The organism is Streptomyces gottesmaniae (assembly GCF_031845845.1).
Classification (GTDB): Bacteria; Actinomycetota; Actinomycetes; order Streptomycetales; family Streptomycetaceae; genus Streptomyces; species Streptomyces akebiae.
This window is the reverse complement of the sequence record NZ_JAVRFJ010000025.1, coordinates 64,681-80,490: the sequence shown is the minus strand read 5'-3', so window position 1 is coordinate 80,490 and position 15,810 is coordinate 64,681. Positions and strand designations below refer to the sequence as shown.

Sequence of the window (15,810 nt, the reverse complement as noted above, 5' to 3'; positions counted from 1 at the left end):
GTGCGACCGACGGAGTTGGGCAGAATGCACCCCTCGCAGGTCAGGCACCTTTTCACGCCCGGCACACGACGAGGCACCGACACGTTGCCCACGCCCCTCGGACGACCAGCGATCGACCTCCACTGGCACCACATGACATCGGATGGCGCCGAGGTGGCGTCGAATGGCGCCACGAGACGCCGAGGCGACGCCAGGGTGCGCCATGAGGGCGGCGCCGGGGCGCCGTGCGCGTTCCGGGAGGTGGTGAACACCCACCGACCGTCCGTCGTTTTCCGGACAACGATCGGGGTGGCGTCCTCGCCCGGCGCCCCGTCCCTCGTGGCGCCGACGGTCCCGCCCCGAGCTGCCGCTCATGGGAGCACTGCACCCTCACCCTGGCGGAAAAGCGCGAGGCATCTCGGCAGCGCGGGAAATCATGCGGCATGCGCCCGGATGACTGGCACCTCACCGAAGACGTCCACGAGTTCCTCTCCCGAGCCGGGGTGTTTCTGCGCTCGCGCCCCGCCCTGCACACCATGCAGCTGACGGTGACCGAGAAGCACCGAGCGAACGGAAAGCACACGCACACCGAAGCACCCGTTTTCGGCCGACTGGAGCGCGAGGGGGAGGTCCATGCCGGCTTCTACCAGCGCACCCCGACCGGCCCCCTGAGCCTCACCTCCGTCACCCGGGAGCAGGCCGACGCGCTCGCCGCCCGCCTGGCGGACCTGGGTCACCCCGTACCCGGCGTCAGCGCGGACCACGACGCGTCGACCGCGTTCGCCGAGGCCTGGCAGCGGCGGACGGGCGCGGAGCCGGTGGTCACCACGCGGCTGCACCTCTACCGTCTGGGCACGCTCACCCCACCGGACCCCTTCCCGGAGGGCCGGGGTCGCATCGTGGGCGAGCAGGACCGTGAGCACGTCATCCGCTGGTGCCGGGAGTTCTGCGTCGATGTCGGGGAGCAGCACTCGATCGACCTGATCGACGCCGACGCCTGGACCGACTCCCGTTTCGGCGACCGTAACTACACGTTCTGGGAGACCCCGGACGGCACCCCCGTCTCCATGGCGGCCTCGACCTCGATCGTCGGCGGCATGGTCAGGGTGGATCCCGTCTACACCCCGGCCCACCTCCGGGGCCGTGGCTACGCGGGGGCCGTCACGGTCGAGGCGAGCCGCGCCGCGCTGGACGCGGGCGCGAAGGAGGTCGTGCTCTTCACGGACCCCGGCAACCCCACCAGCAACGCCCTGTACCAGCGCCTCGGATACGTCCTGCTCACCAACTTCACGGTGTACGACTTCTCGTCCACCGCGCCCGAGCCCGAGCCAGAAGCCGAAGCCGAAGCCGAAGCCGAAGCCGCCTGAGAATCGCGCGCTACGGCGGGTCCTGCGCCGGCCTGGATCCGATCCGCGACAAGAACGCAGACGCTGAGCACGCTGACGCCTCCCGCGATCAGCGGCACGGTGTCCGTGGATCAGCGCCCGGCCTCGGCCGAACAGCCCGGCGGCGGAGTCGTCGACGTACGCAGTGAGGTGGGAAAGGCGGTGGACAGAGATCGTGTGGGCGGGAGACTGAGGTCATGACCGCTGCCGACACGGACGCCAAGGCCGACCTCCACCACTATCTGCAATCCGCCCGCGACGCCCTGCTGTGGAAGCTCGACGGGCTGTCGGAGTATGACGCCCGCCGCCCGCTGACGCCGACCGGCACCAACCTCCTGGGGCTGCTGAAGCACACCGCCAGTGTCGAACTGGGCTACCTCGGCGACACCTTCGGACGGCCGTCGGGCGAGCCCCTGCCCTGGCTCGACGACGACGCCGAGCCCAACGCGGACATGTGGGTCACCGCCGCCGAGTCCCGCGAGGACATCGTGGGCCTCTACCGCCGAGCCTGGGCACACGCGGACGCGACCATCGACGCGCTGCCGCTGGACACCGTCGGCCGGGTGCCGTGGTGGCCCGACGACCGGGACGAGGTGACGCTGCACCACGCCGTCGTCCGCGTGATCGCCGACACCCACAGGCACGCCGGGCATGCCGACATCCTCCGGGAAATCATCGACGGTGTGGTGGGCATGAACGAGGGCAACACCAGCATCCCGTCGCACGACCCGGCGTGGTGGGAGGACTATCGAGAGCGGCTGGAACGGGCGGCCAAGGAGGCCGACGGAAAGGCGTGAGCCGCGCCCGTGAAGGGGTGCGGCGCGACCCTGGACCGCACCCACAGGCACGCCTCACGACAAATCCACAGGCGTGCCCCGCAGTTCTTCAGAATCGGCCGGGATTCCGGCCGAATACACATTGCCCGGCCCGACCGCGACCCCTTATCGTGGGCACATGACTGCCGGGTCGGCCTTGAGCCGTGAGCGGATGGGTTACCCGGCCTCCGAGTGAGGCCGGGGCGGGCCAGGAGCCCGCCCGTTGAAGTTCCGCGCGCCTAACACCTTTCCCCAACACCGTTCTTCTCCCTCGGTGTTCCTGTCGCGCGCGTCGAACTCCCCCTTCACGCTGCACCACACCACACCGCAGCGCGCCGTATCGCGCCGTATCGCGCCGTATCGCGCCGCGCATTCCGCCGACGCGCGCTCATCAACACCGCTTCCGTCGGCGTGCATTGCGCAGGCACACATTCCGTGGGCACGCGTTCCGTCGGCACGCATTCCTGTCGGCAATGTGCTGACCCGCGCGCCGCGGCAATCACCCATGCCCGAATTCCGCGACGAACCACGTCGCCGTCCACCGAAAGCAGAGAATGCCCAACCCCTTCAACCAGCAAGTCATCGAGGAATTCCGCGCCCGTCACGGCGAGGTCGGCGGCTATTTCGAAGGCGCCCGTCTGATCCTCCTGACCACCACCGGCGCCCGCAGCGGCAACCGGCACACCACTCCCCTCGGCTACCTCCCCGACGGCGACGGCACGATCCTGGTCATCGCGTCGGCCGGGGGCTCGCCCCACCACCCCGACTGGTACCGGAACATCACGGCCCACCCCCGGGTCACCGTGGAGACCGGGGCCTTCACCTACGAGGCCGAGGCCGTCGTACTGCGGGACGAGGAGCGGGACCGGGCGTTCGCGCGGGCCGTCGAGGATGAGCCGGGGTGGGCGGAGTACCAGGCGAAGACGGACCGTACGATCCCGGTCGTCGCCCTGCGCGAGGTGCCCGTGGCCGGACCGCCGAACGTCAACGCCGACTCCATGGGCGAGGCACTCAAGGTCGTCCATGACGCCTTCCGCCGCGAACTCGCCCTGATCAAGAAGGAGTTGACTGCCAGTGGCGGCAGGGCCGGCCTCGGCGCCCAGCTCCGCGTCAACTGCCTCACCTTCTGCCAGGGCCTGCACAACCACCACACCGGCGAGGACATGGGCCTGTTCCCCTTCCTCGGCGAACGTCACCCCGAGCTCGCCCCGACCCTGGCCCGCCTGCACGAGGAGCACGAGCGCATCGCCGCCCTCGTCGAGGATCTGCGCCGGGTGGTGACCGCCGAGAACGCCGACCCCGTCGCCGTGCTCCCCGAGATGGAGCGCCTCATCGATGAGCTCGAAGCCCATCTCACCTACGAGGAGGAGCAGTTGATCCCGCTCCTGGAGGCCGCGACGAAACCCGCGGAATGGGCGGCGGGGCGCGAGGACGAGACCGCGGCCTCGTGAGAGGGGCGCGGAGCCGGGCCCGTCGGACCGCGTGAACCACCGGCGAGCGGCGCACGAGCCCCCTGGGGGGAGGGAGATCGGGCTCGTGCCGCCGCTCACCGGCACTCGCTCACCGTAGCCACGGCCTCGATCACCGAGGTGCCGGTACGGTCATGACTCCGCCGCCTTCCGGTAACACGCCAGGCCACCCCCGCCCCGGCCGTCCCACCCGGGCACCGCACCGCCCCCGGCCCCCGGCCCCCGTCACCACGGCAACGCGCGCGCGTGCACCACGTCCAGTCGCGACACCGCCCGGGTGAGGACGACGTACAGACGGTGCAGCCCCCGTTCCTCGGCGGCCGCGATCGCCGCCGGTTCGACGACCACGACATGGTCGTACTCCAGGCCCTTCGCGACACCCGCCCCCAACACCGTGATCCGCGCCCGCAGTTCGTCCGGGCCACCCGCGGTGATCCCGGCCTCGTCGAGCGCCTGCCGCAGCCGTACGACGTCGGGTCCATCGGCCGCGATGACCCCGACGGACCCCTCATGCGCGAGCGCCTCCCGCACGGCGGCCACGGCCTCGGCGACGACATCCTCACCCAGGACCGGCCCGTCGACCGCGACCGGCCCGGTCTCCGCCCTCTCACCCCCTCCACCCTCCACTCTCCTGATCCGCAACTCCCCGTCCCCGCGCAGGGACCGGGCGGCGGGCACATCCACCCCCAGGCGTCCCAGCAGCCCGTTCGCCAGTGCCACGACGGCCTGCGGCACCCGGAACCCGGTGGTCAGAGGGACGACCTGGGCGTCCGGCTTGCCCAGGTGGGCGAGGAGGCCGCGCCAGTCGCGGGCGGCCCACGGGGTCGTCCCCTGGGCGAGGTCACCGAGGACGGTCACCGAGCCGTAGGCCGCTCGACGGGCGATCGCGCGGCACTCCATCGGGGAGAGGTCCTGGGCCTCGTCGACGACGACATGGCCGTAGCCGTCGGGGTGGGCGAGCAGCCCGGCGACCTCGTCGAGGAGGACGAGATCGGCGGCCGACCAGCGGGGCGACCGCCAGGTGCGCGGGGGCTTCGCCCAGCCGACGGCCTTCCGCTCGTCCGCGTCGAGGAGCCCCTCCGCCGCGTCGGCGAGCACCTCCGGGTCCCCGAGCAGCCGGGCCACGACCTCCTCCGGCCGGACCTTCGGCCACACGGCGTCGACGTACGCGCCGACCGGCCGCGACCGCGAGATCCGGTACAGCCAGGCGTTCGGGCGCGGCCCGGCCCGCCGCTCCGCCTGGTCCTGCAGCAACCGGACCACCCGTGCCCGGACCCGCTCCCGCCCGACGTCGTACGGCAGTTCCTCGGCCCGGACGTCCGCCACGATCTGCCGCAGTTCGTCCCCGGCCACCCGCCAGCGGTACGAGCCCTCCGCCAGGACAAGGGAGCCGAACACCTCCCCACGCTCCGACGCCTTCCCCCGCCCCGACCGGTCCCCGGACCCGCCGCCGCCCGCGACGCCGGCGTACAGCGCCCGTCGGAGCACCTCCGCCATCCGCGCGTCGTGCTTCACCACCGCCGCCCGCTCGTCGTCCTCCGCCGTCACCTCGTGCCGGGCGATCTCGTCCGTGACCGTCGACTGACGTACGCCCGTCTCACCCAGCGCGGGCAGCACCTCCGCGATGTACGAGAGGAAGGTGCGGTTGGGGCCGAGGATCAGCAGTCCGCCGCGGCGGATGCGCTGGGGGTGGGTGTAGAGCAGGTACGCGGCGCGGTGCAGCCCGACGGCCGTCTTGCCGGTGCCGGGGGCGCCCTGCACGCAGACGGAGGTCGCCAGATCCGCCCGCACCAGATCGTCCTGCTCCGGCTGGATGGTGGCGGCGATGTCCCGCATCGGACCGAGCCGAGGCCGCTCGATCTCGGCGGCGAGGAGGCTGCCCGGGGAGGACGTGCCAGCTCCAGCTCCAGTACCAGCACCATCGCCGATGTCGGACTCGGACGTGGACTCGGACTCGGACGCGGGGTCGGGGCCGGCGCCGTGGCCGGACTCCGGCTCCAGGCCGTCCGAGGGGCCACGGCGTTCCAGGTGCTCGTCCTCAAGCCCCGTGAGGTCGGCCGAGTCCCCCCGGCTCCCCGGCGCCCACCCGAAGCGACGCCGGACGGCGACTCCCTGGGGATCACGGGAGCTCGCCTGGTAGAAGGCCCGTGACACCGGTGCGCGCCAGTCCACGACGAGCGGCGGCACGGCAGGGTCCTCGCTGATCCGCAGCCGCCCGAGGTGGTAGCTCTGCCCGGCGTGGTCGCTCCGGGCCCGAGCGGCGAAGTCGAGCCGCCCGAAGAACAGCGGCCCCTCCGGCAGCTCACGCATCTCCTTGGCTCGGCTGCGCAGCCGGTACCCGAGCACCTCCGCGTCGGCGCCCGAGGCGGAGACGTCCTCGCCGACGACGACCTGCTCGCCCGCCCCTTCGACCATGGCGGCGAGAGCGGCACGGCAGGTGTCGTGGTACGCGCGTTCGTGGGCCAGGACGTCCGGGAGAAGGGCGGGGTCGTCGGCGGGGCCGAGGGCAGGGTCAGCAGTTTCGCGAGGCGTCATTCCGCCGAGCGTACCGAAAAACGCAACCGAGTTACATTTCTTACCGAGGATCACCCGCTCGCAACGGGCACCCCACCCTCAGCGCATGCCGAGCGGCAGGGCCTCCTCCAGCCGCCCGAACACCCGCTCGGCAGCGGCGACGGCATCCCGCTCGACCTCCTCCAGCGGATCCCCCCGCTCCACCCGCCGCCGGTTCTCCTCCGCGAGCACCCGCCGTACGGTCACGATCTGCCCGGCGGCGACCCGCGCGTCGAGCCCGCCCCCGAGCACCTCGGCCAGCGCGGCCTCGGCCCGCTCCAGATGGCCGTACGCCCGCGCGACCAGCGACGGCGTCCCGTAGAGCAGCCGGTGGAAGGCGAGCACCTGGGGATGGTCGCTCAGCCCGGTCACCGGGTCCCGACGGGCCAGCCCCGCCAGAAAGTGCGCCCGTACGGCCCCGACCACCGACTCGCCCTCGGCCCTCCCCGCGACCACCCGCGCCGTCTCGTCCTCGTGATCGGCGATCCGGTACAGGACGAGGTCCTCCTTCGCCGGGAAGTACCGGAAGAGCGTCGGCTTCGAGATCTCCGCCGCCGCGGCCACCTCGGCCACGGACACCGCGTCGAACCCCTTCTCCAGAAACAGCCGGATCGCCACGTCCGACACCGTCTCGTACGTCCGCCGCTTCTTGCGCTCCCGCAGCCCGCTCCCGCTCTCACTCATGGCGTCGAGCCTAGGACCCCTGGGCACCGCCGGCGCGCGCCCGAAGCCACCGGGTCAGCGCGGCTTCGATCGCCGGCACCTCCGGGACCTTCTCGACACCCAAGGGGTACGCGCCCCTGCTCAGCACGTCCCGGACCGTCCGGCTCGCCCGGCGGAGCAGGGACCGGTACGCCGTGGGGTCCACCGTGGGCGTCGCCAGGCGCAGCGCCTGCGAGGTGCGGATGACGTCGGTGAACACCGACTGCGCCTTCTTGTAGTCGAGGAGTTTCGGCAGGTCCTCCTGCCAGCCCCGGGAGCTTCCCGACCGGACGCCCTCCACGAGCGCCCACCAGCGTTCCTTCATCCGCCGTTCCTGGTCCGGCGGGTAGCGCATCAGGTAGAGATGGGTGGCGAGGTCGTAGAGCGGGTCGCCGAACATCGCGAGTTCCCAGTCGATGGCCCAGAGGCGGCGGTCGCGGTCGACGATGAGGTTCTCTCGGTGCAGGTCGGCGTGCAGGAGGCAGAAGGGGCGCTCCCGCAGGCCTGACACGTGCTTCCTGAGCTGCTTGAAGGAGTCGGAGTCCAGGTTCAGGGCCGCGAACAGGTCGCCGTACTGCGGGAGGTTGTCCCCGTACACCCGGTCCTCGGTGAAGCAGATCAGCCGTTCGAGGAAGCCCGCGCTGTCGCCCTCCCGCGCGCGGTCCCGCCTCTCGCACCTCCGCTTCACCAGCAGGGTCCGGGGGCGGACGGCGACCAGTTGCCCGAACAGGGTGAGGATCTGCTCGAACTCCTCGTCGGGCACCGTCGTGCCGGACGGGTGAAGCTCTCCGAGCGTCTCTCCCTCGATGAACCGCTGGAGGACGGTGCCCTCCACCTCGATGAGGTCGGGAATGTTGTCGATGCGCCCCTTGAGCTCGGTGAGCAGGCGCTCCTCCGAGTCGAAGCAGCGTCGGTCGAACCACAGCAGGCTCTCGCGCGGCTCACGGCACTTCCAGCGTCCGCCCCCACCGACGGCGGACTCGGCGGGCAGGCGGAAGACATAGGTCTCGTGGTGGTAGCCGCTGAGCGGTCCCTCCACCCCACCCGGGTCGGCACTCATCTCACCGGCGCGGCGCCGCCCCGTGGAATCCGAATCAGCTGGCATTGCCCGTTCTCTCGCCGTGGTCGCACCCGTGGTGAAATCCAGGAAGTGGAGGCACGGTACTCCTCCGTGGGCGAGCATCGTGCCAGAAGCCGGGCATTGGCAGGTGGCGGTCCACCGGTTGAACGCTCACGCGCCCGGCCCCGTACTGACACGCGTCGCGCGACTGTCCGAAGGTGTCTCAGCCCGGAGGCGGGCGGTCGGCTGCACCACACTGATCACGATGACTGCCATGAACCCCACGCTCGACGAGACGACCGAGCCGCTCCGACCGCGGCGGCTGCTCGGCAGGGCCCGAGCCGTCCTCCTCGACTTCGACGGCCCGGTCTGCGACCTGTTCGCCGGACGGTCGACCCGGCCTGTCTGCCATGGAGATCAAGGCCATGGCACGGGAGAAGTGGAATGTGCTCGACCCCGCCGTCCTGCGCACGGCGAGCGACATCGTCACGCGGTACGAGGACGAGGCCGCGGCTTCCGCGGTACCGGCGCCGGGGGTTCCGCTGCTTCGTCGCGGCCCATCTGGTCGGGCGGACCCTCGGCCCTCTCGGGCTCCTCCTGCTGGTCGTCGTGGCCGTGGCCCTCCGGGTCGGCCAGGCGCGACTGGCCTGGTGGACGGCCCTCCTCTTCGTCCTCCTGATGGTTCAGGCCTGATCCGGCAGGTGCGTGCGGAGGACGTCCAGGACCGGCTTCAGGGAGTTCACCGTGTGGGAGAGGGGAACGCCCGCTTCGAGGAGAGCCTTGAGCTTGCGTTCGTTACGCGCGTAGCCCAGGAAGGCGACGCCGGCCTCGCGGGCGGCCTCGAAATCGGTGGGGGCGTCGCCGAGCATCAGGGAACGGGACGGTTCGGCGCCCATCGCGGTGAGGGCCTGGCGCAGGGTGTGGGGGTCCGGCTTCATACGGTCGAGGTCGCGCGTACGGCCGTAGATGTACGGGAAGCAGTCGGTGAGGCCCCGCGTCGCGATGTAACGGGCCGCCGCGAGCGCCGAGTTGTTGGTCGTGATGGCGAACCTGGCCCGCCGCGACCAGGTCCGGATGAGCGGGTCGGCCCAGGTGGTGGGGTACGCCTTCGGCGCGGCGGTCAGCTCCTGCTGGGTGAGCCACTTCTCCACGTCGATGATCAGGTCGCTGCTCGGGTGGCGCCGGCCCAGACCCAGGAGAACCACCTGAGGGTCGGCCGTACTCCGCTCCGACTCCGTCAGCAGACCGCCCAGCCCGCGCCGGTCGATCAACGCGACCAGATCTCGGGCTACTTGGTGCGCGGGATGCCCGGAGAACAGTCGACAGATCGGCCCGTCCAGGTCCCAGAGCACGAAGCGGACAGGGGTGATCAGTTCTCGAAGGGAGTCTGTCTCTTCCGTCACCGGTTCAGTCTGCGCCGTATCAGCCGTGTCAGGAGTCACTAGGAGAGTGTCAGGTCCGTCGTGATGGTTTCCCAGAGGGCGTTGAACCATTGCTGGGACTGATCGACGAAGGCGGCGTCGCGGGGGCCGGTCCCCTTCTCGAAGGAGAAGAGGAGGGACTGGGTGCCGAAGGCGTCGTACATCTCCAGGGGGCCGTCGGCCATCTGCTCCTCGCGCTTCATGAGCATGTAGTACGCGATCAGCGCCTCCTGGCCGTTGAGGAGGTAGAGCTTGACGGGCGGCGTGAAGGGGAGGGCCCGGAAGGTCACGCGGACGTCGAGCTTGTGCGAGGTGCGCAGGGCCTGGAGGTTGTGGCGCAGGACGCGGACCTGGGCGTTGCGCTGGTCGAGCCAGCGCTTGTGGACGGGGTCCTCCTCGTCGTCCTCGCCGCGCCCCTCCACCGGCACCGGGAACGCCAGGTTGATCTTCCGGGAGGGGAGCAGGATGCGGACGTCGATGGACTCCGGACGGATCGTTCCCTCATGGATACGGCGCACTGGTTCTCCGAGGGCCAGCATCAGGGTCTCGGCGGTGAGGCAGGCCGCGTCGACGCGGACGTGCGGCGCGGAGAAGGCCTCGGACAGGCGGGGGCCGAGGCCCACCATCGTCGGCTGCGGCTCGTGGCCCGCGGAGTGGCCGACCTCGGCGACCCGGGGCGGGCTCCCCTTGCTCACGTTGCTCAGCAGCCCGTCGTCCTGCAGGGCGCGCAGGGCCTGACGGACCGTACCGCGCTCCACGCCGAACTCCTCCGCCAGTTCGGCCTGGGTGGGCAGGCGCTCGCCGGGCCTGAGGTCGCCGCCGCGGATGCGGTCCCGCAAGGTCGCGGCGATCTCCTGGGACGAGAGCTTTCTGCTGCCGTTCACTGCAACGTTCTCCTGGGTCACGACCAAACGCTACAACTCTCACCCATCTTTGGGGAGTTCACGGGAAGGTGGTTATGAACATGGACCAAGTGGGAACCATTTAAACTAAGTTGGTTGCCAACTTGGCGAAGTTGGCAAAGTTCTCCGGCTTTCTCCACTGCTCTCCACTGCACTCCACTGCACTCCGCAGTTCTCCACCGCTCGTCCCGCACCGCCCCGCCCGCGCCAGCCCCTCGGAGGAGGTACCACCATGCCCGCTGCCATCGCCCTCGTCTCCGCCCTCGCCGTCGTCGCCCTCCAGCGCTTCGTCGAGTGGCGCTACGGCACCATGGGAATCGTCGGCCTGCTGTTCCTCACCGTCGGGCTGAAGGCGAACAACCACACGTGCAGCTCGATCGGCGCGGTCATCCTCGCGCTGATGTTCGCCGGACCGGCGATGTGATGCCGTCAGCCGGTGGTCGCGGCCGTCAGCTCGTGAGCAGCAGGTCCGAGCTGATGGTCTCCCAGAGCGCGTCGAACCACAGGCGGGACTGGTCGACGAAGGTCGTGTCCCGGGGCGCGGCGGCACCCACGCTCCGCTCGAACGCGAACAGGGTGGACTGGGTGCCCTCGGCGTCGTACATCTCCAGCTGCTCACTGTCCACTTCGGCCTCCTTCCGCTGCACCGTGTAGTACGCGAACAGCGCCTCCTGGCCGTTGAGGAGGTACAGCTTCACGGGCGGGGTGAAGGGCAGGGCCCGGAAGGAGACACGGACGTCCACACCGTGCGTGGACCGCAGGGCCAGCAGATTGTGCTTGAGCACCTGACCCTGGGCGTTGCGCTGGGCGAGCCAGCGGCGCTGCAGCCGGCCGTCGACCGACGCGTCGACCGGGGCCGGGAAGGCGAGCGGGATGTCGCGGCTGGGCAGCATCACCCGGACATCGACCCTGGCCGGTTTTATGCGCCCCGCGTGAATCTCGCGCAACGGCTCACCCACGGCGAGCGTGAGGGACACGGAGGTCAGGCAGAGGGCGTCGATCTTCACATGCGGCGCCGCGAAGGCGGCGGATATGCGAGGGGCAAGCTCCACCATCGTCGGCCGTGGGGCGGCCCCCGGACCGCCGACGGCCGCCGCGCCCACACGTGGGGCGACAGTCGCCGGACTGCCCTTGGAAACGTTGGTGAGCAGGTGCTCCGACTGCAGGATGCGCAAGGCCTGCCGCACGGCTCCGCGCTCGACGCCGAACTCGTCCGCCAGCTTCGCCTGTGTGGGCATGCGCTGTCCCGGTCGCAGCTCGCCGGACCTGATCCGGCCGCGCAACACGTCGGCCACCTCGTGGTGTGACCTCTGGGGCCGCTGTGACGACTTCCGTCCATCGACGGCCGTGCGTTCCCGCTCCACGCACAAACACTACAACTTCTCGCCATCTTTGGGCAGTTCGTGGGAAGGTGGTTATGAGCCGACTCCAAGCGGAGATAAGTAAGGTGAAGTTGGTCGCCAACTTTCGCAACATGGTCAAACTTTCGGACGGTTGGTGACTCCGGCAACTGCCACCGACCATCCCGCAGACCGACCGATCGACCTCCCTTCCGGAGGGGAGCCGGGAGTTCGACCGGTTCGCACCGTCACAACTGAATGGTTCAGCCACAACTGAATGCGCAGCCACAACCACAACTGAACAGCTCAGCACCGAAGTAAGTGAACAGCTACGGATACCCGCACACACCGAGAAAGGTCCCCAGAGGCCCCACAGGCCTCAGAAGATGTCCGGGCACCATGGGCGCCTGGACGTCCGCAGCAGGGCGTCGGCCACGGAGGCGGCGCCCTTCCGCTGTTCCCGCACCCGGCCGAGCGCGGCGAGCCGTACGGCCGACTCGTCGCCCAGCCACAGCGTCGCCAGGTCCGCGGCTTCCAGAACGAGGTCGCCGTCCTCGCTCGTCGGCACACAACTCGCCCCGTCCGGGCCGGCGTCCAGCCGGTACCGTCCGCCCGCGAAGCCGTCCCTGTCCACGACCTCCAGCACCAACGTCCCGGTCCCCGCGTACGTACGCGCCTCCAGCGCCCGTACGACGTCCAGGATCCGTACCCACAGCCAGTCCGCGTGGGTGGTGACACTCACGGCGCGCGGGTCGGGGAAGAAGTGCGGCAGAAGGTCGTCGGGGGCGCGCCAGCCGCACTTGACCTTGGTGATCCAGTCGATCGAGCAGAGGTAGTGCCACAGGGCACGCTCGGCGGCCGGGGTCGTCGCGATCAGCCAGTTGACGTCGGCCGTGTTCTGCGGCTGCTTCATCCGCCAGGTGTCGTCCGCCTCGTAGGAGACCAGGCCCTCGACCTCGCCGGTCGCCGAGCGGTACACCGCGTAGAACGGTTCGGTCCAGTCGCCGTGGACCCGCAGATCACCGGTGTTGATCCGCCACCAGCGCTCGTCGCGGCTCACCGCGCCGGGCTGGGCGGCGCGCAGACGGTCGTGGAGGGCGGGGCCGAGGGCGCGTACGGTCGCGCCGTCGACGAGGTCGACCCGGCCGCCGTCCGCCGGGCCGGACCAGCGGGGGTCCAGGCCGGTGCGGGGGACGTCGATGGTCCACTCGGTGGTCCACGTGGCGGGGCCGAAGCCGTAGCGGCCGTAGATGGGGTACTCGGCGGCGATCAGGGTGGCGACGACGTCTCCGCGGTCCTTCGCGGCGGTGAGGTCGTGGGCCATCATCCGGGTGAGGAGGCCTCGGCGGCGGTGGGTGGGGCTGACCGTGACGTTCGAGATGGCGTCGGCGGGGACGGCGCGGCCGCCCACGGCGGTGAGCTCCTGGGGGAACGAGCGGAAGGTCGCGACGGGCTGGCCGGCGGGGGCGGTGGGGTCGAACGCGGCGAGCGTCCGGGACGGGTCTATGTGGAACGAGCGGTCCTTGAGCTCCTGGGGGGTCAGGGTCTCCGGGGCTCGGAGGAAGCCTATGTTCAGAGCGTTCAGCCAGGCCGGGATCTCGTCCTCGGTGACGGGGCGTACGGCTGTGTCGTGGGAGGGGCTCATGGGGTCACGCTAGGGGGGTGCCGGCGCGGGTGTCTCCGGGTTTTTCACCCCCGCCGCCCCTACCCGTCCCACCCTGAAGGGACTGCGCCCCTTCGACCCCCAGGCGTCCGTCCGGTGGGGGCTTCTCGCGCAGTTCCCCGCGCCCCTGAGAGGCCTCCGGCCTTTCAGGCCGGAAAAGCAGGGGCGCGGCCCCGCTTTTTCAGGGGCGCGGGGAACTGCGCGACCAGCCCCCACCGGGGCCGCAGCCGACAACGCGCCCCCTACGTCAGCAGGTCGTCCACCTGGGCCTCGCCCTCCCGGTAGCGGCGGGCGATCTCGGCGCTGCAGTCGTCCGCGGTGCGTTGCAGGTGCTGGCGGCGGCCGGAGATCTGCTGCTCGTGGTGGACGAGTCGAGCGAGACCCGCGGTGAGTTCGTCGTCGGTGCGGGCTTCGAGGTCGGAGAGTGCGACCTCGTCCAGCATCTCGGCGGCCAGCCGGCGGTGCTCCTCCCCGTGCGGCGTGCCCACGGTGACATGGCGGGCCGACGAACGGTGCCGGGCCGGGGCGTCCGTGAGGATCGCCGAGAGCCGGTCGACGAGCGCCGAGGGCTCTGTCGAGCCCCGCGCCGCGGGGTCCGCCGCACCGCCCCTGCGGGCCAGTTCGGCGCGCAGGATGTCGATACGGCCCTGAAGCAGCCGCCGCAGATAACTGAGGTCGGCCTCGTCCCGCTGGGCGTCCCTGCGCAGGGTGCGCAGTTCGGGCAGCCGCAGCCGGAACAACTCGTGCTCGGCCGGGTCCGGCGGCGGCAGTGGTCCGCTGTCCGTGCGCTGGACCGGTGGCCGACGGACTCCGGGGCCGGGCCCCGGAGTCGTACGGGTAGACGTGGCAGTCCCCGGGGGCTGCCCCATACTCGATGTGCTCATGCGCCTCAACCGTCCCCTCGACCGGTGTGTGTGAGCATCGTGCCACTCTCCGTGGCCGCTTTGTGACCGAGTCCACGCGATCCACCCCAGATGGTCGGTAATGGATCAATGAGAAAGACCGGGCAAAGCACTCTTCAAACCCCTGTGATCACAAACCCCCCGTAAGGAGGACCCCCTGGCGTACGGCTGATGGACGGCGGCGGCATGATGGTCGGCATGCGTGCGGTGGTGCAGAGGGTCGACGGCGCGAGTGTCGTCGTGGACGGTGAGACGGTCGGGGCGATCGAGGGCGAGGGGCTGTGCGTCCTCGTGGGGGTGACGCACGACGACACCAAGGAGAAGGCGGCGCAGCTGGCGCGCAAACTGTGGTCCGTGCGGATGCTGCACGACGAGAGGTCGTGCAGCGACGTGGACGCGCCGCTCCTGGTGATCAGCCAGTTCACGCTGTACGGGGACGCGCGCAAGGGCCGGCGGCCGACCTGGAACGCGGCGGCGCCCGGTGATGTCGCCGAACCCTTGGTGGACGAGGTCGTCGCACAGTTGCGGGCGCTGGGGGCGACGGTGGCGACCGGGCGGTTCGGGGCGTCCATGCGGGTCTCACTGACGAACGACGGGCCGTTCACCGTGCTGCTGGAGATGTAGGACGCCCCGGAAGCCCGAGCGCGGACGCCTACGGCTCGACCACCACTTCCTGGGCCGCCGCCGTCGTGTCCGCCAGGAGCCTCGCGTCCACCGGGATGTTGCGCTTGACCAGGGCCAGGGCGACCGGCCCCAGTTCGTGGTGGCGTGCCGAGGTGGTGACGAAGCCCAGCTTGCGGCCCTCGGCGCCGTCGTCCGCCAGACGGATCTCCGCGCCGCGCGGCGGGAGGTGCACGTCGCTGCCGTCCAGGTGCAGGAAGACGAGCCGGCGCGGGGGCTTGCCGAGGTTCTGGACGCGGGCGACGGTCTCCTGACCCCGGTAGCAGCCCTTCTGGAGGTGCACCGCCGTCCCGATCCAGCCCAGCTCGTGCGGGATGGTGCGGTGGTCGGTCTCGAAGCCGAGACGGGGCCGGTGGTGCTCGACCCGCAGCGCCTCGTAGGCGAGCAGGCCGACGGCGGGGCCCGTCTTCTCCGCGTACGACTCCAGGTCCGCGCGCGGGAGGAACAGGTCCCGGCCGTACGGCGTCTCGCGGACGACCGTGCCCTCCGGGACCTCGGCGATCGAACCGGCCGGGAGGTGGACGAGGGCGAAGTCGCCCGTCCGGTCGGCCACTTCGACCCGGTAGAAGAACTTCATCGACTCCAGATACGCGAGCAGCGCCTCCTGGGTGCCGGGCTCGACGTGCGCCCAGACCGTGGTCCCGTCGTCGACCAGGTACAGGGCGTGCTCGATGTGCCCGTTGGCGGAGAGGATCAGCGCCTCGGTGGCCTCGCCGGTGGGGAGCTCGCTGACGTGCTGGGTGAGCAGCAGGTGCAGCCAGCTGAGCCGGTCCTCCCCGGAGACGGCGATCACGCCCCGGTGGGAGAGGTCGACGAATCCGGTGCCGTCGGCGAGGGCGCGCTGTTCACGGAACAGGTCGCCGTAATGGGCGGCGACGCCTTCGTCCACGCCCTCGGCGGGGACGGCGCCGGACAGGGACAGCAGAGGGCTTTTCATA

Annotated in this window: 14 protein-coding genes; 5 read left to right on the top strand and 9 right to left on the bottom strand. The window is 70.9% G+C overall.

The features are described from left to right. The first annotated feature begins 422 nt into the window (after positions 1 to 422). The 3 genes from RM704_RS26575 to RM704_RS26565 all read left to right on the top strand — a co-directional run bounded on the left by RM704_RS26575 (position 423) and on the right by RM704_RS26565 (position 3,630). A complete protein-coding gene (locus tag RM704_RS26575) occupies positions 423 to 1,346 on the top strand; it encodes a GNAT family N-acetyltransferase (protein WP_052145905.1) in 924 nt (307 codons plus the stop codon). 215 nt (positions 1,347 to 1,561) lie between these two features. Then, positions 1,562 to 2,161, top strand: coding sequence for a DinB family protein (locus RM704_RS26570; RefSeq protein WP_033526000.1), 600 nt, complete (start codon positions 1,562 to 1,564; stop codon positions 2,159 to 2,161). A gap of 572 nt (positions 2,162 to 2,733) precedes the next feature. Beyond that, positions 2,734 to 3,630 (top strand): nitroreductase/quinone reductase family protein, encoded by an 897-nt coding sequence (locus RM704_RS26565; protein WP_052145906.1) that lies wholly within the window; start codon positions 2,734 to 2,736, stop codon positions 3,628 to 3,630. A gap of 243 nt (positions 3,631 to 3,873) precedes the next feature. On the opposite strand, the gene RM704_RS26560 is transcribed toward RM704_RS26565, so the two are convergent. From RM704_RS26560 to RM704_RS26540, 5 genes are all read right to left on the bottom strand, one after another. Beyond that, positions 3,874 to 6,183, bottom strand: coding sequence for a HelD family protein (locus RM704_RS26560; RefSeq protein WP_033526001.1), 2,310 nt, complete (start codon positions 6,181 to 6,183; stop codon positions 3,874 to 3,876). A 78-nt stretch (positions 6,184 to 6,261) separates the two neighbouring features. Continuing rightward, positions 6,262 to 6,885, bottom strand: a complete 624-nt coding sequence (locus tag RM704_RS26555; RefSeq protein ID WP_033526002.1) for a TetR family transcriptional regulator — start codon at positions 6,883 to 6,885, stop codon at positions 6,262 to 6,264. 10 nt (positions 6,886 to 6,895) lie between these two features. After that, positions 6,896 to 7,963: a phosphotransferase gene (locus RM704_RS26550; RefSeq protein ID WP_311591314.1), complete on the bottom strand. Its 1,068-nt coding sequence runs from the start codon at positions 7,961 to 7,963 to the stop codon at positions 6,896 to 6,898. A 683-nt stretch (positions 7,964 to 8,646) separates the two neighbouring features. Continuing rightward, complete coding sequence (locus RM704_RS26545; RefSeq protein WP_033526005.1) at positions 8,647 to 9,366, bottom strand: HAD family hydrolase; 720 nt, start codon at positions 9,364 to 9,366, stop codon at positions 8,647 to 8,649. 38 nt (positions 9,367 to 9,404) lie between these two features. Next, positions 9,405 to 10,268, bottom strand: a complete 864-nt coding sequence (locus RM704_RS26540; RefSeq protein WP_078937012.1) for a GntR family transcriptional regulator — start codon at positions 10,266 to 10,268, stop codon at positions 9,405 to 9,407. Positions 10,269 to 10,518: 250 nt separating this feature from the next. On the opposite strand from RM704_RS26540, the gene RM704_RS26535 reads away from it, so the two are divergent. Continuing rightward, on the top strand, positions 10,519 to 10,710 hold the full coding sequence (locus RM704_RS26535; RefSeq protein ID WP_033526007.1) for a hypothetical protein: 192 nt from the start codon (positions 10,519 to 10,521) through the stop codon (positions 10,708 to 10,710). Positions 10,711 to 10,735: 25 nt separating this feature from the next. On the opposite strand, the gene RM704_RS26530 is transcribed toward RM704_RS26535, so the two are convergent. The 3 genes from RM704_RS26530 to RM704_RS26520 all read right to left on the bottom strand — a co-directional run bounded on the left by RM704_RS26530 (position 10,736) and on the right by RM704_RS26520 (position 14,173). Then, the gene (locus RM704_RS26530) at positions 10,736 to 11,656 is read right to left on the bottom strand and encodes a winged helix-turn-helix domain-containing protein (protein WP_192829602.1); all 921 of its coding nucleotides are present in this window, start codon (positions 11,654 to 11,656) and stop codon (positions 10,736 to 10,738) included. A gap of 349 nt (positions 11,657 to 12,005) precedes the next feature. Continuing rightward, positions 12,006 to 13,271: a GNAT family N-acetyltransferase gene (locus tag RM704_RS26525; RefSeq protein WP_033526009.1), complete on the bottom strand. Its 1,266-nt coding sequence runs from the start codon at positions 13,269 to 13,271 to the stop codon at positions 12,006 to 12,008. Between the two features lie 260 nt (positions 13,272 to 13,531). Further along, the gene (locus RM704_RS26520; protein WP_033526010.1) at positions 13,532 to 14,173 is read right to left on the bottom strand and encodes an RsiG family protein; all 642 of its coding nucleotides are present in this window, start codon (positions 14,171 to 14,173) and stop codon (positions 13,532 to 13,534) included. Between the two features lie 216 nt (positions 14,174 to 14,389). On the opposite strand from RM704_RS26520, the gene dtd reads away from it, so the two are divergent. Further along, on the top strand, positions 14,390 to 14,815 hold the full coding sequence (gene dtd / locus RM704_RS26515) for a D-aminoacyl-tRNA deacylase (RefSeq protein ID WP_033526071.1): 426 nt from the start codon (positions 14,390 to 14,392) through the stop codon (positions 14,813 to 14,815). A 28-nt stretch (positions 14,816 to 14,843) separates the two neighbouring features. Here dtd and ygfZ read toward each other — a convergent pair whose 3' ends face one another. After that, entirely contained in the window at positions 14,844 to 15,809 is a 966-nt protein-coding gene (gene ygfZ, locus RM704_RS26510; RefSeq protein WP_033526011.1) for a CAF17-like 4Fe-4S cluster assembly/insertion protein YgfZ, read from the bottom strand. Between the last annotated feature and the right edge of the window lies 1 nt (position 15,810).